At 46.9% G+C, this 19,684-nt stretch carries 21 protein-coding genes; 5 read left to right on the forward strand and 16 right to left on the reverse strand.

The annotated features are described in order from the left end of the window. Positions 1 to 123 precede the first annotated feature (123 nt). The 15 genes from Ga0451573_RS14365 to Ga0451573_RS14435 all read right to left on the reverse strand — a co-directional run bounded on the left by Ga0451573_RS14365 (position 124) and on the right by Ga0451573_RS14435 (position 15,683). Positions 124 to 2,418: a tetratricopeptide repeat protein gene (locus Ga0451573_RS14365; protein ID WP_231684831.1), complete on the reverse strand. Its 2,295-nt coding sequence runs from the start codon at positions 2,416 to 2,418 to the stop codon at positions 124 to 126. 2 nt (positions 2,419 to 2,420) lie between these two features. Continuing rightward, positions 2,421 to 2,858 (reverse strand): hypothetical protein, encoded by a 438-nt coding sequence (locus tag Ga0451573_RS14370; RefSeq protein ID WP_231684832.1) that lies wholly within the window; start codon positions 2,856 to 2,858, stop codon positions 2,421 to 2,423. A 1-nt stretch (position 2,859) separates the two neighbouring features. Continuing rightward, entirely contained in the window at positions 2,860 to 3,414 is a 555-nt protein-coding gene (locus Ga0451573_RS14375; RefSeq protein WP_231684833.1) for an RNA polymerase sigma factor, read from the reverse strand. A 123-nt stretch (positions 3,415 to 3,537) separates the two neighbouring features. Then, positions 3,538 to 4,125, reverse strand: a complete 588-nt coding sequence (locus tag Ga0451573_RS14380; protein ID WP_231684834.1) for an ANTAR domain-containing response regulator — start codon at positions 4,123 to 4,125, stop codon at positions 3,538 to 3,540. Positions 4,126 to 4,176: 51 nt separating this feature from the next. Beyond that, on the reverse strand, positions 4,177 to 5,244 hold the full coding sequence (locus Ga0451573_RS14385) for an HD-GYP domain-containing protein (protein ID WP_231684835.1): 1,068 nt from the start codon (positions 5,242 to 5,244) through the stop codon (positions 4,177 to 4,179). Positions 5,245 to 5,464: 220 nt separating this feature from the next. Then, on the reverse strand, positions 5,465 to 6,847 hold the full coding sequence (gene gdhA, locus Ga0451573_RS14390) for an NADP-specific glutamate dehydrogenase (RefSeq protein WP_435052291.1): 1,383 nt from the start codon (positions 6,845 to 6,847) through the stop codon (positions 5,465 to 5,467). A 233-nt stretch (positions 6,848 to 7,080) separates the two neighbouring features. Beyond that, entirely contained in the window at positions 7,081 to 8,412 is a 1,332-nt protein-coding gene (locus Ga0451573_RS14395) for a glutamine synthetase family protein (protein WP_231684836.1), read from the reverse strand. Continuing rightward, a complete protein-coding gene (locus Ga0451573_RS14400) occupies positions 8,409 to 9,014 on the reverse strand; it encodes an ANTAR domain-containing response regulator (RefSeq protein ID WP_231684837.1) in 606 nt (201 codons plus the stop codon). The genes Ga0451573_RS14395 and Ga0451573_RS14400 overlap by 4 nt, the downstream gene beginning before the upstream one ends. Positions 9,015 to 9,232: 218 nt before the next feature. Continuing rightward, positions 9,233 to 10,372, reverse strand: coding sequence for an alanine racemase (gene alr / locus Ga0451573_RS14405; protein WP_269438304.1), 1,140 nt, complete (start codon positions 10,370 to 10,372; stop codon positions 9,233 to 9,235). Positions 10,373 to 10,394: 22 nt separating this feature from the next. After that, positions 10,395 to 10,856, reverse strand: a complete 462-nt coding sequence (locus Ga0451573_RS14410) for a CBS domain-containing protein (protein WP_231684838.1) — start codon at positions 10,854 to 10,856, stop codon at positions 10,395 to 10,397. Positions 10,857 to 10,860: 4 nt separating this feature from the next. Beyond that, positions 10,861 to 12,420: an NAD(P)H-hydrate dehydratase gene (locus Ga0451573_RS14415; RefSeq protein WP_231684839.1), complete on the reverse strand. Its 1,560-nt coding sequence runs from the start codon at positions 12,418 to 12,420 to the stop codon at positions 10,861 to 10,863. 11 nt (positions 12,421 to 12,431) lie between these two features. After that, on the reverse strand, positions 12,432 to 12,848 hold the full coding sequence (gene acpS, locus Ga0451573_RS14420) for a holo-ACP synthase (protein WP_231684840.1): 417 nt from the start codon (positions 12,846 to 12,848) through the stop codon (positions 12,432 to 12,434). A 171-nt stretch (positions 12,849 to 13,019) separates the two neighbouring features. Continuing rightward, complete coding sequence (locus Ga0451573_RS14425) at positions 13,020 to 13,505, reverse strand: chemotaxis protein CheW (RefSeq protein WP_231684841.1); 486 nt, start codon at positions 13,503 to 13,505, stop codon at positions 13,020 to 13,022. A 62-nt stretch (positions 13,506 to 13,567) separates the two neighbouring features. Next, positions 13,568 to 14,365 carry a LytR/AlgR family response regulator transcription factor gene (locus Ga0451573_RS14430; RefSeq protein ID WP_231684842.1) on the reverse strand — a complete coding sequence of 266 codons (798 nt, stop codon included), beginning with the start codon at positions 14,363 to 14,365 and terminating at the stop codon, positions 13,568 to 13,570. Then, on the reverse strand, positions 14,355 to 15,683 hold the full coding sequence (locus Ga0451573_RS14435) for a histidine kinase (protein ID WP_231684843.1): 1,329 nt from the start codon (positions 15,681 to 15,683) through the stop codon (positions 14,355 to 14,357). The genes Ga0451573_RS14430 and Ga0451573_RS14435 overlap by 11 nt, the downstream gene beginning before the upstream one ends. 273 nt (positions 15,684 to 15,956) lie before the next feature. Here Ga0451573_RS14435 and Ga0451573_RS14440 point away from each other — a divergent pair, with 273 nt between their 5' ends. The 5 genes from Ga0451573_RS14440 to Ga0451573_RS14460 all read left to right on the forward strand — a co-directional run bounded on the left by Ga0451573_RS14440 (position 15,957) and on the right by Ga0451573_RS14460 (position 18,969). Beyond that, on the forward strand, positions 15,957 to 16,124 hold the full coding sequence (locus Ga0451573_RS14440; RefSeq protein WP_231684844.1) for a hypothetical protein: 168 nt from the start codon (positions 15,957 to 15,959) through the stop codon (positions 16,122 to 16,124). 201 nt (positions 16,125 to 16,325) lie between these two features. Next, positions 16,326 to 16,706: a GntR family transcriptional regulator gene (locus tag Ga0451573_RS14445; RefSeq protein ID WP_231684845.1), complete on the forward strand. Its 381-nt coding sequence runs from the start codon at positions 16,326 to 16,328 to the stop codon at positions 16,704 to 16,706. Positions 16,707 to 16,724: 18 nt separating this feature from the next. Then, complete coding sequence (locus tag Ga0451573_RS14450) at positions 16,725 to 16,892, forward strand: hypothetical protein (protein WP_231684846.1); 168 nt, start codon at positions 16,725 to 16,727, stop codon at positions 16,890 to 16,892. Beyond that, positions 16,885 to 17,796: a slipin family protein gene (locus tag Ga0451573_RS14455; protein ID WP_231684847.1), complete on the forward strand. Its 912-nt coding sequence runs from the start codon at positions 16,885 to 16,887 to the stop codon at positions 17,794 to 17,796. The genes Ga0451573_RS14450 and Ga0451573_RS14455 overlap by 8 nt, the downstream gene beginning before the upstream one ends. 231 nt (positions 17,797 to 18,027) lie before the next feature. After that, positions 18,028 to 18,969: a PLP-dependent cysteine synthase family protein gene (locus Ga0451573_RS14460; protein WP_269438305.1), complete on the forward strand. Its 942-nt coding sequence runs from the start codon at positions 18,028 to 18,030 to the stop codon at positions 18,967 to 18,969. 1 nt (position 18,970) lies between these two features. Here the strand turns inward: Ga0451573_RS14460 and Ga0451573_RS14465 are convergent, their stop codons facing one another. Continuing rightward, positions 18,971 to 19,660 carry a rhomboid family intramembrane serine protease gene (locus Ga0451573_RS14465; protein WP_231684848.1) on the reverse strand — a complete coding sequence of 230 codons (690 nt, stop codon included), beginning with the start codon at positions 19,658 to 19,660 and terminating at the stop codon, positions 18,971 to 18,973. Positions 19,661 to 19,684 lie beyond the last annotated feature (24 nt).

Raw genomic sequence — 19,684 nt, forward strand, 5'->3', positions numbered from 1 at the left:
AGTAATGATTCCTCTCTTTTGCAGTTAAATAGCAGTTCCATGTGGATAGGGTTTGGGAACCCGGAATCTGCTGCTGCCGCATTTTGGCGGCAGCATATTTTATTATCCCCCGCGTTTCAATCCTTACCCAGAATAAGCAGTCACCCTGATTCCCAGCATCTTCTCCAGCAGTCCTGCCAGCAGGGGGTCCTCAATCCCGTCAGCACTGCGCAGTTCCTTCACCCCGCCATGGTTGGCCAGGTAACCTAAAAGCTCCTTCACAAAGAGGTCATGTTGGTTATCAGTGGCCAATAGGGACTGTGCCCGCCGGTAATCACCCGCACTGATGGCTGCCGCTGCTTCGGGCCTTACCCGGTAACCCTTTGCAGCATAACGCTGCAGCAGGCCCAGGTAATTACCCCCTTCATCTACTCTCCCGGCAAAAGACAATGCCTGTTCCGTCCGGTTCAGGACCAGTGCCAGGCTTACAGGATATGCCCTGACATAAATACCGTGCTCCATTTCCACAACCTGTTCCATTAGTTCCAGGGCGTGAGCAGGATGCCCCTTAAGGTAGGTAATCCGCCCCAGATTATACCGTGCCAGCCAGGAATCCTCAGAGGTGCCTTCCAGAGACTTAAACAATGTTTCTGCCTTTTGCAGCTGCCCACCGTCAAAGTATACTTGTGCCAGAACGTTTCTTACTTCTGGAGTGTTCTCCACCGCTAACAACCTTTCATAATACCCCGCTGCTTTTTGAAGGTCACTTTGTCCCCATGTAATCCCATATTGGTACAGACGGGCCAGCATAGTCAAAGCATGGACATCCCCGGGATTTTGCTGAATCTGTTTTTCATATTCCTTGACAGCCTCTTCATGCCTGTTCTCCAGAAGCAGTCTATCACCTTCCCCAATACTGCCATTTACTCTGAAGATCGGAATGTCTTTTTTACTTTTATAAAATGCCACCCCTGAGCTGTCGGATATCCGCCTGCCCTCAGCGTCATAAGCATAGATTCCCCAAGTGTATTCTGCTCCCGGCCGCAGCAGTCCAAAAACAGATTCCGGTTCAATTTTGCCACTGTAGGCAATTCCACCACCAAACCGCAGTTTCCGGCGTTCCTCTTTAATGTTGACAGTTATAGTGTTTTGGGTGATTCCTGATTTTAAGACAGTTGTATAGGCTGCGCTGATATTTCCTTTTTCATCTCTCTTTACAGGCCCCATAAACAGCTCATAGGACACCGCCCTCTGGGCCGGAGTCCAGCTAAAGGTTGCTTTTTCATCAACTGCAGTTCCGGCCTTAGGTAAAACAAGCTTAACAGTGGGTACGAAATCAATGTTCCGCACCTCTGTCTCTGCCGCTTCAATGGTAAATCCTGTATCCGCTGATGACTGCAAGGTATAACCCTCAACATCCCTGATTTGAACACCAACCCCGAGAGCATAACGGCCCGGAGCAAGGTCATTAAACCGGTATTCACCCGTTTCCCCGGTGATGCTTTTCCGCAGATCCCCGGTAAAGCCGGTATAGTAATCCTCATCCACATCCCTGTCAATGAGAAACACATGTACCCCGGAAACCGGTTTTCCACCCACCAGCACCGTGCCTGCCACAGTTCCTGTCAGAGCGCCGCTTTTCTCCAGCCGGTCAATTTGGGCCAGATATCCCCGGGCCTTTTTTTCATAATCGCCAATATTTAATGAAACCGACTCCTGTTTCTCACCATCAGGTGCATTCCCATATATTTTAGCTGCTTCTCCCGGCAGTTCCCTGAAGACCTGCCGTGCTTCTTCCCACTGCTGCAGGCCTATCAGAGCCCGGCCCCTGAGCAGCATGATTTCCAGAGGATTAAAGCCCGGTTTTTCAGCCAGGCTGCGGTCAGCAAGCTGCAGGGCTTTTGGGTAATCTCCCTGTTCAAGGTATATTTTTATCAGGAGCCTGGTACTCTCCACTGCATCGGCTCCGGATTCTTCTATGGAAGCCCTAAGATAATCAACAGCCATGTTGTGTTTGCCAAGCATGTAATAGGCGATACCCAGTTTTCCCAGAGCATGCTTGTTCCATGGGGATGAGGAGAAATGTTTCCTGATGGTCTCTAACCTCTCTACAGCTTCCGCAATATCAATTGCTGTCCCCTGAATGCCTCCCATGCCGGTAGAGCCGTTAAAAAAGTAGACCATACCCGGGTCACCGCCGACGCTTAGGTTGTGAACGCTCTTTTCCGCAGAAAAATAAAGGGCCTTTGCCGCTGCGTCACTTGAGGGAAACCAGTCTATCAGCAGGCTGTATATTCTTTCGGTTTGTACTTCATCAGCCGCAGCGTCTGCAGCCCGGTAAAGAATCCCCGGAAGGGCTGTATAAAGGAAAACTGCAGCCAGCAGGGTAAAGCCTGCAAAAATGGTCAGGTGCCGGCCTTTAACTCTTATTTTCAGCACTCTCAACCCCTCCTGTCTACAGGTAAAAATAAGATGTGGGCACTTCCATCGGGTTTAACTGATGTCTGCTGAATATATCCAACCGGGTCCCTGAGCTTTGTTTCGGAAGGTAAAACAAGATATCCATAGCTCAGAGTAGTTACGCCCACCACCAGTACTCCCAGTGCTGTCACTAGAGGGGTCAGGGAAATTTCAAAGGTTGTTTCCATAAAATCATGCACCTGCTGCCGTGCCCGCCTGACAATACCATCCCGGCATCTGGTTGTTTCTGTGTACACTTCCTGTTGGAGAATAAGCTTCCGGGCTTCCGGCAGGTTTACATCCTGCATGCCTTCCATTAGATACCTTCTGATTGCATTATCCGAATCTATGCCCATATCAGTATCCAAGTATTTACCGGTACTATTACCCGGATTATTTATTTCTATTTTTTCAACCATTTCAGTAGACCTCCCGAATTTCCAAAAGCTGTTTCATCCTGTCCCTGCCCCGTGACAATTGGCTCTTCACCGTCCCGGAAGGATGTCCCAGGACCTGGCTTATTTTCTCAACACTAAGGTCCTCAAGGTAGTAAAGCACCATAACCTCACGGTATTTCAGGGGCAGTTCCCGGAGACACTGGATTACTTCCTGTCTCCTTTCACGCTGCAGCAATTCATGCTCCGGATTATACCCTTCAGGAGCAGGCACACTGGAGGCCTGCACATGGTCAATAATTGTAACACGTTTTATCCAACTGCTGCGCATCCTGTTTCTTGCAGTATTTATCATTATCCGGAACATCCAGGTTTCCAGTGACGAATTCCCTTTAAAGGAACTGAGCCCGCGGCATGTTTTCAGAAAAGTATCCTGAACCACTTCCTCTGCTGTCTGCAGGTCACCGGTTATCCCGTAAGCTGCCCGGAGCAGCCTGTCACCGAAACATAAAACGAGTTCCCGGGATGCAGATTCCTCTCCTTCAATCAGCCTTCGTATCAGCTCTGTCTCATTCAGCATAAAAGTGGGCCCTCCTGTTAATCACCCATTAGACACCACAAAAAGTGTTCAGGTTGCAGAATTATTTTAAAAAAGGCCAATACCTAAATAGGCATTAGCCTTGCAGTTATTTTTTCCTAATCATCAGTCGCCTGCCGATACCTCATATGCCATAACAACAGCCTCAGCAACCTTTCTCATGGTGGTTCTTTTTTTCATGCTCTGCTGCTGTATTTTCCTAAAGGCATCCTGTTCCGAGAGCCCCTGGGTTTTCATCAGAATACCCTTAGCCCTGGCAACTACCTTTCTCGTCTCCAGGTCCTGCTTCAGTCGGTTGACCTCGCGCTCCAGATCTGCCACCCGGTGGTATGCCGCATAGGCATATTCCATTACTGATAACAGCTGGAACCCGTCCACAGGTTTAAAGACCACCGGAACCAGACTGTTGTCACCTGACCTATTGGCATATTCCTTTACAGCATAATCCAGCATCAGAACAACTGCACAGACCCTTCCCTCATCCAAAATCCTGGCAAGTTCAAAACCATTCATTCCCGGGAGGCTGGACGCCGCCAAAACCAGTTCAGGTTGTGTACTTCTAATCATCTTCAAAGCCGATATGCCATCCTCAGCTTCACCTACCACGAAATAACCGGCCTGATTCAGAATGTCAGCTAATTTTCTCCTTGCCTGGCTGTCCCTTTCAGCTATGATTACCCGGAATCTCTCCATACATCCCCTGCTCCTTGTTAAGACCGCGATTGTCCATTATAAAAATCATAATCAATTTTCCACCGCCACACCCGTAATAAAAGTACCGGGCTCTTTCCTGAGGTCGATGACCTGTATCCCATGCAAGGACCTCCCTTTTGCGTCATACAATAACTGAACACGGGGTTGGGCCGGGTAATTCTCAGCTATGCATGTAACTACCCCTCTACAGCCTGTATTCAGGACAACACTGCTCCCCAAGGCATATGGAGTGATACTGCTTTCAAATACACCGGCTATATCCTGATCAAATTCTTCTTTTTGCAGGTTCCTGATGATGTTTATCACTTCACCCGGTGTTAACCGAGACCGGTACGGCCTGTCTTCACAGAGAGCATCATAAACATCGGCAATCCCCACAATCCTGGCAAATTCAGGGATAGTATTCCCTGACAGCCCCTTTGGATAACCTCTTCCGCTGCAGCGTTCATGGTGATAAAGAGCAGTCTCGGCTACTGCCTGACTTATGTCTTCAGTGCTGCTGAGCACTTCATATCCGTATGCAACATGTTTTTGAACTATTTTGTACTCCTCTTCAGGCAGTACCTCCTGTTTACCAATAATACGGTCAACTACCAGGACCTTGCCGACATCATGAAGCAGAGCTGCAGTTCCCAGTTCCAGCAGCCTTGACCTCACATAACCAAGAGATATCCCCGTCAGTGCAGACAGGATACAAACATTTATGGAATGTCCAAAAGTGTGGTCTTTTATTGACATGATATGAATAAGGTGTCCCATAACACATCTATTTAATATTATTTCATCAAATAATTCTCCGGCCTTCGCTCTTAGTTTCCTTTGTTCCGGGTTTCCCCCAGATTTGAATTTCAACAGCGCCTTCTTCATGTGCTTAACCGCTTCTATGCGTGTCCCTTCTATGGCCATTTCATCCAGTTCCATAAAAGCGCTGCCACCTTCAACATATACTGACGTTATCCCCAGTTCTTTAAGTCGTTCCAGGTAATGCCCGTGCAGCGGAGTCCCCTTATTAAGTATGATTTTTCCTTCCCGGTCAAATATTGACCTGGCCAGGTAAGCCGGAGGCCTGACAATCTCTATTGGTACAAGTCTCATCATGATTTTCACCTGATTTCTGCACGAAGTAAAACTCCACCTGAAATAAAATTCTTACTATTAACAAAATTCTACATTATATTTTGAATTCCTTCATAAATGGTAGTTTCTCTGAAATGGCCGGTAATGCTTTAAATCCACTAAAAATAAGTCAAGGCAGCCCCTTTGATGAAAAAAAGGCTGCCTGATTATAATATATTCTATTATGTGTTAACTCTTTATCTTATACAATACCATGAGCGAGCATGGCATCAGCAACTTTAACGAATCCGGCAATATTGGCGCCATTAACGTAGTTGACAAAATCGCCCTGCTTACCATACTCAACACACTGGCTGTGAATAGCTTCCATGATACAATTGAGCTTTTGATCAACCTCTTCACGGGACCAGCTCAGGCGCAGGCTGTTCTGGGACATTTCCAGACCGCTGGTGGCCACTCCGCCGGCATTAGCTGCTTTGCCCGGGCCATAAAGAATCTTACTGTCAAGGAAAATATCCACTGCTTCAGGGGTACTGGGCATATTGGCTCCTTCAGAAACACAAATACATCCATTCTTAATGAGTTCTTTAGCTTCTTCGCCATTGAGTTCGTTTTGAGTAGCACAGGGCAGGGCAATGTCACAAGGCACATTCCAGGGACGCATATTTTCATAATACTCACACCCGTATTTTTCTGCATACTCTTTAATACGGCCGCGTTTTACATTTTTCAGCTCCAGAATAAAAGCTAATTTCTCTTCATTTAGCCCGTCCCGGTCATAGACAGTCCCATTTGAATCTGACATGGTAACCACTTTTGCACCCAGCTGCATTGCTTTCTGGGCAGCGTACTGGGATACATTTCCGGAACCGGAGATAGCTACCACTTTACCCTCAAAGGAGTCACCGCGGGTTTTCAGCATTTCCTCGGCAAAGTAGCAGGCACCGTATCCGGTGGCTTCCGGACGAATCAGGCTGCCGCCCCAGCTAAGGCCTTTTCCGGTGAGGACTCCGGTAAATTCATTGCGGAGTTTCTTATACTGGCCAAACATAAATCCAATCTCGCGGCCTCCTACACCTATGTCCCCGGCAGGCACGTCAGTATCTGCTCCTATATAACGGAACAATTCATTCATAAATGACTGACAGAAACGCATTACTTCATTATCAGACTTTCCTTTGGGGTCAAAATCGGACCCGCCTTTACCGCCACCCATGGGAAGGGTAGTCAGGGCGTTCTTGAATACCTGCTCAAAGGCAAGGAATTTCAGGACGCCAAGGTTTACTGAAGGATGAAAACGGAGGCCTCCTTTAAAAGGACCAATAGCGCTGTTCATCTGAATACGGAAACCGCGGTTGATCTGCACTTCACCCTTATCGTCAACCCAGGGTACCCGGAACATAATAACCCGCTCCGGCTCTGCTATCCTTTCAAGGACTTTGGCGTCCTTATACTTGGGATTGGCCTCAATAAAAGGCATCAGGGATGTAACGACTTCGTGCACTGCCTGGTGAAACTCCTTTTCACCGGGGTTGCGTGCAATAACCTGTTGCATAAAACTTTCAATACTCACTTTGTGTTCCTCCCCTTTAAATGAAAAATTATTTGATATAAATAAAAGCATCCCCAAAAACAGGTCTGCTAACAACCTGTTTTCGAGGACGCCATTGCCCTTGTTACTGTTGGTGCGAAAATTAAAAGCCGTGTCAAACAGTCACATTTATTTAACTCACATACACAATTATATCAAAACAGCAAATATTTTCAATACTTTTTTTGCATCATTTCAATACTTTGTGTCATATCTTAAGGGCTTATTCCTATATACAGACATATTCGTTTGTTTTTTTAACTTATTTAAAACAATGGTAAATATTCCTCCAGTTCCCACGAATGGACATGACTTTGGAACCTCTGCCATTCCATCTGTTTTGCCGTTATATACTTATGGGTCAATTCTTCCCCTATAGTTTTAATAATCAGCTCATCCTGTTTTAAGAGGTCAACAGCCTTTTCAAGATTCTGCGGCATGGTCAGAACATCTCTGGTCCGGTACTCTGCCGGTGATAGTGCAAAAAGGTTGTCACTTACCGGCCGGGAGGGCTGAACCTTAGCTTTTACCCCTGCCAGCCCAGACTTAAGCAGCACTGCCAAAACCAGATAAGGATTGCATGCCGGATCAGGGTTCCTCAGTTCTACTCGTGTTTCCTCCGCCCTGTTGGCGGGAACCCTGATTATCGTGTTGCGGTTTTCGGTTGACCAGGCTACATAACATGGGCTGAGGTCACCCGGTATCAGCCTCTTATAGGAATTTACAATGGGGTTGGTCAATACGGCAAAGGAAGGGGCATGACTTATTAGGCCTCCTACATAATGGCGTGCCGTATCACTCAACTGTCCGGGGTTCCGCGGGTCATAAAATGTGTTCTCAAGGCCCTGGAAAAGGGTCTGGTAGATGTGCAGGGCCGAGCCGTTTAAATTGTTATCCGGCTTGGGCATAAAGGAGGCATGCAGCCCATGCCTCCTGGCAATAGTCCTGACAACAAACCTGAAGGTAACCAGCTTGTCTGCCATTGACAGGGCATCATCGGTTTTTAAGGATATTTCGTGCTGGCCGGGAGCAAACTCATGGTGTGATGAACCTATCTCAAAACCCATTTCCTCAAGTGTCAGGACCATGTCACGGCGGGCATTTTCCCCCAGGTCTACCGGGGAAAGGTCACAATAGCCAGCAGTGTCGTGGGTTAACACCGTGGGTTTGTTCCTGTCATCTGTCTGGAACAGAAAAAATTCCGTTTCCACCCCAACCATCATCCGTAAATCCATTGCTTCTGCCTCTGTGACAACCTTTTTGAGGACATTTCGGCAGCAGCATTCATAGGCAGTCCCGTCAGGATTTACGATATCACATATCAGCCGGGCAACTGCACCTTCCCTGGGCCTCCAGGGAAATATAACAAAACTCGCCGGGTCAGGATGCAGGCAGATTTCCCTCTCCCTGTTGCCAACCATGCCGTCAATTACCGAGCTGTCAAACCTGATTCTGCCTTCCATAGCTTTTGGAAGTTCTTCTACAGTAATGGCAATGTTTTTAAAAATCCCGAAAATGTCGGTAAACTGCATCCGGATAAACTTCACATTATATTCCTGGGCCTGCTCAAGTACATCATCCTTGGTAAAGGTTCTCAAGATAAGTCACTCCCATCTGTTACCGTTCTGGTCTCCAGTGCCTTGATTAAATGTTTAGCCACATTATGCATCGGTATGCATTTATCCATACTTAATTTTTGTATATATTTAAAAGCCTGCTGTTCAGTCATTCCTTTAAATTCTATCAGCAGGCCTTTTGCCCTTTCCACGATTTTACGGGTCTCCACCGACTGTTTTAATTTACGGGTCTTCTCCTCATACTGACAGATTTTCTTGAAAGTGGCCACACATACTTCGATTGCCGGAAAAAGATTAGTATCTTCAACCGGCCTTAGAATATAGGAGAGGCTCCAGTGTTCCAGCGCCTGAATCACCTCATCCTGCCGGTCAATTTCGGTCACCAGGAGAACCGGGGCAACCTTGTGTTCCTCAATGATTTTGGCTGTCTCCAGCCCATCTCGCTCCGGGAGCTGAGCATTAAGGATAACCAGGTCCGGCTGGGTGTTAAAAGTCATCTGGAGTGCCTTCCGGCCGTCAGCTGCCTCCCCGATAACCATATGGCCGGCATTAAGCAGTTTTTCTTTTAAATATTTGCGGAATACAGGATCTGTATCTGCGATTATTATCCTTAACCCATACATTTCCGCACCTCGATTTATGTCTTCAACTATTAACTATTGATATTTCGCTGTCAATCAGACAAATCCTGCGTATGTTCTATGATAAAACAGTGTTCCATTTTTTCACGGAAAATAATGATACAATACTCCATAATAAGAGAACCCAGCGCTATCTTCCCCTGCTCTGGGTTCTCTTATTATGGGTTCTCTTATTATGGGTTCTCTCTATTATTTTGCTTTTATCCCACATATACCCGTGGTACCCGGTTACTTATCATACAGACAATTTCATAATTAATGGTGCCGATTAAATCAGCCAGTTCATCTGCAGTTACACTCTGCTCCCCTTCCCGGCCTATCAGGGTAACCACATCTCCGGCCCGGACTTCCGGTACTTCACTGATATCAATAATAAACTGGTCCATACAGACTGTACCTATTACAGGCACCCTGACACCACGAGCGAGAACATAGGCCTTATTAGAGAAAAGCCTGCTGTACCCGTCGGCATAACCGACCGGTATAGTAGCTGCCCTGATCTCATCCCTGGTAACAAAGGTACGGCCATAACTGATACTGGTATCTGCCGGAACTGTTTTCACATGGGCTGCTCTTGCCTTAAAGCTCAGCGCCGGTTTAAGATCAACACTCTCTTTTTGCACCTCTGGTGAAGGATATAGTCCGTAAACACTGATTCCTGCCCGGACCATGTCCAGGTGAACACCGGGCAGGTCAATTATGGCTGCACTGTTGGCCGCATGTTTGATAACCTCCGGAAAACCCTCGTTTCTTAACCGGGAAATAACCTTACAAAACTGTGCATATTGGCGGTATGTATATTCCTTGTCTGCTGTATCTGCCACTGAAAAATGGGTTAAAATCCCTTCCGGTGCTATGCCCGGAAGGGTAGCTGCCTTTATAATCTCATCAACAGAAGAACTCTCGCCGGCAGGAAAACCCAGCCTGCCCATTCCGGTATCCACTTTGATGTGAATTTTGGCCTTTTTCCCCAGTTTTACAGCGGCCTGCGATATGGCTTCCGCACCTTCCCGGCTGTACACCGTCTGAGCAACTCCAAGACTGACAGCTTCTTCTGCCTGTTCAACGGGGGTATAGCCAAGTATCAGTATCGGAGCGCTGATGCCGGCCTCCCGCAATTCGCGGGCTTCATCAAGAATGGCTACACCCAGGTAATCAGCGCCATTCTCCAGAACAGTTTTGCTCACCGGAACAGCTCCGTGGCCGTAGGCATTGGCTTTAACCACCGCCATTATCCTGGCATCAGACGCAACGGTCCGGCGCAGTTCTTTCATATTATGTGCTATGGCGGAGAGGTCTACCTCCACCCAAGCCGGTCTCAGGCTCACTTTACCGGTCAACCTCCTTATTTATGAAAGGTCTTTACTGTGAAGGGTCTTTGACAGACAGTGACCTAATGATATCTGCCCTGCTGATAATACCCACCAGTTTACCATCTCTTGTCACCGGGACCCTGTTAATTCCATTATCGGCCATGATAGTGGCAATCTCCTCCACCGCCGTATCCTCATCCACTGTAATCGGGTCTTCTGTCATCATTCCCTCAACCTTTACAGCAATTGCTTTCCTCAGAGTATCCTTAAATTCTTCCGGATCGTCCAGGTAGATGACTCCACCAAGAATCTGGATATAGGATGGGACACGAAGCTCCTGTCTACGCGCCAGCAGGTCACCTTCAGTGACAACCCCAATTACCTCCGCCTCTGCATTCACTACCGGAACCCCGCTTATTTTATTGTTTACCAGCAGCTTGACAACATCCTCTACCGTATCATCAGGAGAAACCGTGATGACATCAGCAGTCATAATTTCCTTTGCTATCATTCTATTAAACCTCCTCGCAAATAGTGACCCTGATTGCCTGGGGCAGGTAATCCAGCACATCTCCCGCCACCAGGGAAACCATACCTTTTTCCCTGGCTGCCAGGTCTCCGGCAAGCCCGTGGAAATAGACTCCGGCAACTGCAGCTTCAAGGGGAGTCAATCCCTGTCCGATAAGTCCGGCAATAACTCCGGTAAGGATATCACCTGTTCCTCCGGAAGCCATTCCCGGATTCCCTGTAGGGTTAACATAAACTGTGCCCTCCGGGTCGGCAATGATTGTGCGAAAACCCTTCAGTACTATCACGGCGTTCCATCTGACCGCAGCCTCCTGGGCGGCCTCAACCCTATTGTTCTGAACTTGATCTGTTTTTATCCCCAGCAGTCTGGCCATTTCCCCAGGATGTGGAGTAAGCACCGGTACTGCCTGACATGTCTCCAGGATGCCCGAACTGCCGGCAAGTGCATTCAGCCCGTCAGCATCAATAATAACCGGTTTCTCCAACTGGGGGACAATCTCCCGCACAAATTCAACCGTACTCTCATTTGCCGATATCCCGGGTCCAAGCGCCAGAACATCCGCGGCCTCCAGCATTTCAAGCACAGCTCCGGACGCATCCCTGCTAACAGTCATTTCCCCTGTTTCCGGAAGGGGTTTGGTCATCACCTCAGTCAACTTAACTTCCATCAGGCTGTGTATTCCCGCTGGAACCGCCAAGGTCACCAACCCTGCTCCAGCCTTAAGGGCAGCCATGCTCGCCAAAGCGGCAGCCCCGGACAAGCCCTGGGAGCCAGCCACCAGAAGTATTTTTCCATAACTTCCCTTATGTCCATCGGCAGCCCTTTGGGGCATCAGCTTTCGGACTATTTCGGGAGTAGTCATAAACCTCCTGACAGCTTGGTTTTTCAAGAGAAAAGACGGAATTGAAATATCAGCAGTCGTCAGTTTTCCGGTATAATCCGGCCCCTCCTGAATAACCAGTCCTATTTTTGCCTGGGCAAAGGTAACTGTCCGGGAAGCCCTGATACAGGGGCCGTGCGTCTGACCGGTATTGGCCTCCAGCCCTGATGGAATATCTACAGCTATTACCGGTTTACCCGAAGAATTTATTATTTCGATGATTTTCCCCACATGTTCTGGCACCGCTCCGCTAAAGCCGGTACCAAAGATGGCATCTACCACCAAGTCAGTATAAACCATTGAAAGCTTGACTATATTCAGGCTGTTCGGATTAATAACCGGATAGGGGTTACATTCCATTGACTGCAGAATGTTCAGATTAACTTTAGCATCACCGGTGATATCCTTAATATCCGCAAACATCAGAACCTTCACTTCGGCCCCGGCATTCAGCAGGTGTCTGGCCACAACAAACCCATCCCCGCCATTATTGCCCTTCCCGGCAAAAATAGTTATGACCTTACCCCGGGGTTCTCCTATCATTTCCTTAATCTCTTTAACCACTTGAAGTCCCGCGTTTTCCATCAGGACAACTCCCGGAATACCCAACTCGTTAATGGCAGTCCGGTCGAGATTTTGCATCTCTTGTGCTGTTAACAGATACATCTTGTGCCACCTCACTGATAATCGGCTTCAATGACCCGGCCTCCGGTGTTCAAAGGCTGTCCATGAGCGACCACAAAGGCCACAGCATATTCCTTACAATGACTGAGGGATATTTGGAAACCGCTGATCCCCAACCCCCTGGCAGTCTCCAGAGCAGCGCCGCTCAATCTGGCTTCAGGTCTGCCTCCACCGTTGATAACAATCTCAATATCGGTCCAGCTAACCCGGCCAATCCCAGTGCCTATCGCCTTAGCGACAGCTTCTTTGGCAGCAAAGCGGGCAGCCAGTGATGGCCATGGGTGTTTTTTACGCATACAATACTCTTGTTCAACTGCTGTAAAAACTCTGGGACCAAATCTATCAGAATTCCTGAAGGCCTTCTGAATTCGGGAAACCTCAATAATATCAACACCGGTTCCGCTAATCACCTCAAATTTACCTTCCTTTCAAAGAAACATCCAATATACACGCCCTGCGCCAGGATTGCATTCGGGCATAGCAGCCCCTATTAATATTTACCATATTTGTTCTGGATATATTCATTCTCCATAAAAACATAAAACCCTGCAAATATAAGCAGGGCTTCAGATAATCACTTTTCAGGCAGAATCGCTCCCAAACTCTTGAAGCATTTTCTTCTCTTCATCACTTAAGATTTTGTCTAGATCAAGAAGAATCAGAAGTCTTTCACCGACCTTAGCAACACCTGTGATGTACAGAGAGTCAATGCCGCATACTATATGGGGAGCGGGTTCTATATCAGAGGTATTTATCCTGAGAACCTCAGACACTGAATCAACCTCAACACCAAAAGTATGGTTTGCTACCTGGACTACGATAATGCGTGCATCTCCGGTATACTCCGTCAAGGGCAGGTCAAACCTCTTTTTCATATCTATAATAGGTATAATCTGTCCCCTGAGATTAATAATCCCTTCAATAAATACCGGTGACCTAGGCACCTTAGTCGTAGTTGTTAACCTATTGATTTCCTTCACTTGGGTAATGGGAACACCGTATTCCTCATTTCCCAGTCTAAACACAACAAACTGCAGTTCCGATCCAGTTGCAAAGTGGTCTGACAAATCTTCACACCTCCCAAAAGCCGTCTTTACGCATAAATTCGACATGTTTTGCGAATTTCCTCTTACATGCCCAGTATTTTCCTCAGTTTTTTCGCCTGAGCACGGCTGACAGGCACTTCACTCTTTTCATTATCTTCTACTATTAATGTATAGGTTCCATTAAAAAACGGAATAATTTCCTTTACTTTATGAAGGTTTGCCAGATAGCAACGATGTGTCCTGAAAAAAATCGAAGGATTGAGCCGGCTTTCAAGCTCTTTCAGGGTAAATCTGGTAAACAGTTTATCACTGAATGTCTTAATATAAACATAGTCCTGTTCCGTAAACGCATATATGATATCTGACTCATTGACAAGAATAGTTTTACCCTGTTTTTCGGCAGGGATACGGTCAATCTTGATATGCTGCGGCTTCTGACCGGCTTTGGCCGCTCCTTCCTGGGAGAAAACCGGCTGCTCCTCCGCAGAATCGTCCGTGTTGTGGACTGCCTGCTGTTGGTTAATCTTGACTATCTTGTTAATCGTCTGGGTCAGTCTTTTTTCATCAAACGGTTTGAGTATATAATCAACGGCATTGACTTCAAATGCTCTGACAGCATATTCGTCATATGCAGTTACAAAAACAACATGTGGCGGGCTGGGCATTTCCTGAACCTTTGCCCCTACTTCAAGGCCGTTCATCCCGGGCATTTCGATATCAAGAAACAGAATGGAATAGTCCAGGGCCTTTATCAGAGTAAGGGCCTCTTGAGCATTCGTAGCCTCACCCACAACTTCAATGTTATCGAATTTATTGAGGAGAAATCTCAGCTCCTTCCTGGCCGGATACTCATCATCAACAATCAATGCCTTAAGCTTCATTAACCTGCCCCCTCTCATCTTCTTGAGCGTCCAGGATCAATGGAACCCTGACCTGGATAGTTGTCCCCTCTCCAACATCGCTCGTAATTCTTAACGCATATTCCTCCCCAAATAAACTCTTCAGCCTTTCATTAACATTGCTAAGACCTACCCCGTTTCCAGAACCCACCCCCTGTTGGAGCACCAGACCTATTCTGTCACGGGGAATACCAACCCCGTCATCCTTGACCAGAACGTGCAGTTCCCCTAAGTCCTTCTTTATGGTAATCTGTACCGCACCCGGTCCCACCTTAGGTGTAATGCCGTGCTTAACGGCATTTTCTACCAAAGGCTGCAGAGTCAGTACAGGTATCTGATATTTCATCAATTCCGGGTCAATATCCCTTAATATCCTGAGTTTTTCCCTGAACCTGGCCTTTTCCAGCACCAGATATGTGTTAATATACTCCAGCTCTTCCCTCAGGGTATTGAAATGCCCGTGTTTTTTCAGCGTCTGGCGGAAAAAGGCTGCCAGTCGTATCAGCAGTCTGCGGGCTGTCTCAGGATTAGTACGGCTGAACATAATAATTGTATTCAGGGTATTAAATAGGAAATGCGGGTTGATCTGGGCATGAAGAGCCTGTAACTCTGCTTTTGTCACCAGTTGAGTCTGCCTGTCGAGTTCTGCCAGTTCCATCTGTACGCCAAGCAATTGGGCAATCCCAACTGCCAGCTTGACTACATGTGGCGGCATCTGGCCTTCCTTCGTCTGATAAAGCTTTACACAACCCTCTATCTGTCCCCTGCATTTCAGAGGTGCAATAACCGCTGCCTCCAGAGGGCAGTCACAGTCCTTAACCGGGCATTTCAGTTTTTCTTTGTTGTCAACTATTTTCAGTTCTCCGTTTTGAATAACCTGTTTGGTAGCTTCCGTCAGGATTAAACGACCGGGCTGATGACGTTCGCAGCCTGCCCCAACGTAAGCTAGCACCCTTTCCCGGTCCGTTATGGCTACAGCAGCAACATCACTTATTTTAAGAATAATCTCAGCGGCTTTCTGTGCCGTTTCCTCATTTAATCCCTGTCTCAAAAACGGGAGGGTCTCATTTGCTATCAGCAGTGTGGAATCCAGGTGTTCGTCACCCTCATCCATCCGGACGGTAACATATTTGTGCGGTTTCATGTAATCGAGAAGAAGATAAGAACCCAGGGCATTAATCAAAAAAAACACCACGACAATAACCCAGGGGTGTGTAGTCACATCAGCAGCCATAAAGACAGTCCCAAATTGGACAACTGTCAGTCCAAAGGCGATTGCCGCCACGCGCAATAAATGCATAAATCCCCTCTCCCTACCATTAATAGGCAGCATATCTTCCATAATAGACCTCACAAACATAATTAATCGGGGTATTCTTAATTTTCTTAATATTAATAAATTATTCTACTCGTTTTCCTATATTCCTTCATTTTATGTCAGTAATTATTTACAGTGTGCCTTAAATCCTTCAGGAGAAGTGTTTTTTCTGCAAAAACCAGATACAAATGGATAAACTGGCATGTTTTGGGAAACACTCTAGTAAAATACTACCTCAGTCAGGAGGTGAATGCAATGGCAAGACCCAAATACACCTGCAGCCAGTGCGGCAAGATTTCCGGCCTCCCGGACTTCTGCTGCGGCAAATCGATGGCTCTTAAAGGAAGTTTCTCGTGCAAGGCCTGCGGCTCATCGTCAAGCGTGTCCGGCGAATGCTGCGGGCAGCCGATGCAGCAGCTGTAGCTTTGACAGTAGTTTTAAGTTTCTTCTGGCAGTTAGTAAGATAGGGGTAGATGTTATTCTGCTTACCGGAATACATCTACTCCTATTGATTTTTTTTATTAATTTTCCAAAATTTATTTTAAATAACTATTGACAAGATGACCAAATAATGTTACTTTATTATTGTACTAGTAAATTAATACAAGGAGGTGGATAAATGCTTTGAAATTTGATTTAAACTTCCAGAGTGGTATCCCAATTTATATTCAGCTTAAGGAGCAGATCAAATACGGTATGGCCCGGGGACATTTGAAACCGGGAACACAGCTGCCGACAGTTCGAAAACTTGCCATCGACTTAAGGATTAATGCCAACACAGTCAGCAGAGTTTACTCAGAACTGGAACACGAAGGACTCCTCGCCACACGGAAGGGAAAAGGCACATTTGTGCTGGACCACAATATCTCACACCAAAGAAATGATATTGAGGTTCTGAAAACCGAGATGGAGAATCTGGTAAACAAAGCCAGAGAGCTTGGATTTACCCCTGATGAAATAAGCAGTTTGTTTTCAGAATGGGCCAAACGAGTATCAGACCGTTAAGCTAAAGGGGGGACAATCATGAGTGAAGAGGAAGTCCTAAACGAACTTATCTTAAAAGCCTTAGAGCTTAAGTATTCTCCGGAAGAACTTAACCGACTCATGCAAAAATGGGTTAACCGAATAACTGATGATTACTATTATGTTAGGGTCATCAAAAAGAATGGGAGGTTATCAGTTTATGGGTAATACTTATGTGTTGGATAAAGACACTCACAGGAATTCACATCCTATAGCTATCATGCTGTTCCTGTTGGTCATGGTTTTCGGTATCTTTTGGGCAGTTTACCTCAAGTTTTTCACCTTAATCGGAGTAACCCTGATTACTGCACTGCTGGCGACCAGTTCAATTCAAATCGGGGCCCAGTGGGAGAAAGCTGTTGTCCTCCGCTTCGGAAAGTTCCATCGTTTAGCAGGTCCGGGCGTCTTCTTCGTGATACCAATAGTTGAAACAATCACTACATGGATTGACCAGAGGGTGCAGGCAATTCCTTTTCACGCTGAAGAAACCCTAACCAAGGATACAGTCCCGGTAAACGTTGATGCCATTATGTTCTGGGTAGTCTGGGATGCGGAAAAAGCCGCCCTTGAGGTCAAGGACTATGAGGCAATTGTAAGCTGGGCAGCACAAACTACCCTTAGGGACGTAATCGGTAGAACCATGCTGTCAGACATGCTGTCTAACAGGGAACATATTGATCAGGAACTGCGTCGGATAATTGACCTGAAGACGGAACCCTGGGGAATATCAGTCCAGTCAGTAGAAATCAGGGATGTTGTTATCCCTGCCTCCCTTCAGGAAGCCATGTCCAGGGAAGCCCAGGCCGAGCGGGAAAGCAAAGCCAGGATGATTCTTGGTAATGCTGAAAACCTGGTAGCCGACAGTTTCGTTCAAGCCTCAAAGGCATATCAAAATAACCCGGTGGCTATGCAGCTCAGGGCAATGAACATCCTTTACGAAGGCCTGAAGGAAAAAGGAGCTTTGGTGGTCGTCCCCAGCAGCGCAGTACAGACAATGGGACTTGGCACGATTACCGGCTTAACATCAACAGTAAAAAATACAGAGTGGGGACAAGATTTCTTAGGTGAATAATCATGGTTACATATCCAAAAACAAAATATCTGCAGGGAGGCTGTCCGGAAGAGAATTCGGGACAGCCTCTTTCGTTTCTGCTCCAAATATTGCCCAACGTTTTTTTGAAAATGGCTTTGTGAATTAATATCCTTTTTACATAATTTGTAGTATAATTTAGTTTAGATTTATATTTATTAATTGATAAGGTGCATCTTACGGAAATTTTTTCATTGGAGGTATTTTTCAGTCATGAAACTTATTAAAAACAATATCCTGGAAGCCATCGGCAGCACTCCACTGGTGAAAATTAACCACCTTTGCCCTAACCCAAATGTACTTATTGCAGCTAAACTTGAAGGGAACAACCCGGGGGGCAGCATCAAGGACCGCCCTGCACTATACATGATAGAAATGGCCGAACAGTCAGGAGAACTGACCAAGGATAAAATTATAATTGAACCAACCAGCGGCAACACCGGCATTGGCCTGGCAATGGTTGCCGCCGTAAAGGGCTATAGACTGGTTGTCACAATGTCTGAATGGATGAGCATGGAGCGCCGCAAAACCCTGTCGGCATTTGGCGCCGAAATCATCCTCACACCTGGTGAAAAAGGCACTGATGGAGCCATTGAAAAGGCCCATGAACTGTATGAATCCAATCCCAGCCTCTATTATATGCCTAACCAGTTTGCCAATGAAAACAATTATCTCTCTCATTGTGAAGGAACCACTAAGGAGATCTGGGAACAGACTGAAGGTAAAATTACTCATTTTGTAGCCGGAATGGGGACCACCGGAACACTGATGGGCGTATCCCGGCGTCTCAAAGAATTAAACCCTGATATTCAGATAGTCGGTGTTGAGCCTAACATGAGCCATAAGGTTCAGGGGCTGAAGAATATGGAAGAAGCCAGAATCCCGGAAATCTATGATATCAGCCGCCTGGACCGCAAGATCCGGATTAGTGACGAAGATGCCTTTGACATGGCCCGCCTGCTTGCCCGGAAGGAAGGTATTTTTACCGGAATCAGCGCTGGTGCGGCAATGCATGTGGCTGTAGAAACTGCCAGAGAAATTGACAACGGTGTTATTGTAGTCATAATCCCTGACAGGGGTGACAAATACCTGTCAACCGACCTCTTCTGCTTTAACCCCTGCGGCAATACCCTGTGTACCATAAAAGGAGAGTAGGTCATGCCTGGTCAGACTGCCTGTTTTTCTCTCCGGATGTCATCAGAAGCATTCCTGCTGCGCCCACTGCAAAGCCACCGATATGGGCCCACCAGGCGACCATGTTTCCGGCTGCTCCCAGTGTCAGGAACCCACTCAACCACTGAGTCAGGAACCAGATGAGCAGAAAGACGAAGGCCGGTATCTCAATAAATGTAAAAAAGAAAAGAATCGGCAGCAGGGTCAGCACCTTTGCCCTGGGATAACTGACAAAGTACGCTCCCAGAACACCGGCAACCGCGCCGCTGGCCCCTATAACCGGCTCCGCGGCAACCGGATTTGCCAATACCTGTGCCAGGGCGCCGGCCAAACCAGCCAGAAAGTAAAGAAAAATATACTTCCCCCTGCCCAGCCGGTCCTCGACATTATCACCAAAAATCCATAGGTACAGCATATTTCCCAGCAGGTGGACAACTCCGCCATGCAGAAACATTGAGGTAAATAAGGGCACGATTGCCGGTATCATGCCTCCCTCACCCGCCACAAACCCGAAAACCCGCCTCGGAACGACCCCAAAATCATAAAACAATCCTGACAGCTGAGCCTGACCCAGGGACAGCTCATAGACAAATATCACCACATTAATAATTATTATAGCCACACTGACCACCGGAAAGCTGCGTGACCGGATATTGTCCCGGAGTGGGATCATTTATTTTACCTCCAAATCCAGATT

Origin of the sequence: Phosphitispora fastidiosa (assembly GCF_019008365.1) — a bacterium.
Classification (GTDB): domain Bacteria; phylum Bacillota; class Thermincolia; order Thermincolales; family UBA2595; genus Phosphitispora; species Phosphitispora fastidiosa.

What these genes read in the sequence shown, in the direction of transcription:
- gdhA (WP_435052291.1), bottom strand. Translation starts at nt 6,847, where the DNA reads ATGCTTTTATTTATATCAAATAATTTTTCATTTAAAGGGGAGGAACAC.
- Ga0451573_RS14415 (WP_231684839.1), bottom strand. Translation starts at nt 12,420, where the DNA reads ATGTATCTGTTAACAGCACAAGAGATGCAAAATCTCGACCGGACTGCC.
- Ga0451573_RS14465 (WP_231684848.1), bottom strand. Translation starts at nt 19,660, where the DNA reads ATGATCCCACTCCGGGACAATATCCGGTCACGCAGCTTTCCGGTGGTC.
- Ga0451573_RS14375 (WP_231684833.1), bottom strand. Translation starts at nt 3,414, where the DNA reads ATGCTGAATGAGACAGAGCTGATACGAAGGCTGATTGAAGGAGAGGAA.
- Ga0451573_RS14450 (WP_231684846.1), top strand. Translation starts at nt 16,725, where the DNA reads ATGAGTGAAGAGGAAGTCCTAAACGAACTTATCTTAAAAGCCTTAGAG.
- Ga0451573_RS14455 (WP_231684847.1), top strand. Translation starts at nt 16,885, where the DNA reads ATGGGTAATACTTATGTGTTGGATAAAGACACTCACAGGAATTCACAT.
- Ga0451573_RS14440 (WP_231684844.1), top strand. Translation starts at nt 15,957, where the DNA reads ATGGCAAGACCCAAATACACCTGCAGCCAGTGCGGCAAGATTTCCGGC.
- Ga0451573_RS14385 (WP_231684835.1), bottom strand. Translation starts at nt 5,244, where the DNA reads ATGATGAGACTTGTACCAATAGAGATTGTCAGGCCTCCGGCTTACCTG.
- Ga0451573_RS14400 (WP_231684837.1), bottom strand. Translation starts at nt 9,014, where the DNA reads ATGTATGGGTTAAGGATAATAATCGCAGATACAGATCCTGTATTCCGC.
- Ga0451573_RS14370 (WP_231684832.1), bottom strand. Translation starts at nt 2,858, where the DNA reads ATGGTTGAAAAAATAGAAATAAATAATCCGGGTAATAGTACCGGTAAA.
- Ga0451573_RS14380 (WP_231684834.1), bottom strand. Translation starts at nt 4,125, where the DNA reads ATGGAGAGATTCCGGGTAATCATAGCTGAAAGGGACAGCCAGGCAAGG.
- Ga0451573_RS14430 (WP_231684842.1), bottom strand. Translation starts at nt 14,365, where the DNA reads ATGAAGCTTAAGGCATTGATTGTTGATGATGAGTATCCGGCCAGGAAG.
- Ga0451573_RS14460 (WP_269438305.1), top strand. Translation starts at nt 18,028, where the DNA reads ATGAAACTTATTAAAAACAATATCCTGGAAGCCATCGGCAGCACTCCA.
- Ga0451573_RS14410 (WP_231684838.1), bottom strand. Translation starts at nt 10,856, where the DNA reads ATGATAGCAAAGGAAATTATGACTGCTGATGTCATCACGGTTTCTCCT.
- Ga0451573_RS14435 (WP_231684843.1), bottom strand. Translation starts at nt 15,683, where the DNA reads ATGCATTTATTGCGCGTGGCGGCAATCGCCTTTGGACTGACAGTTGTC.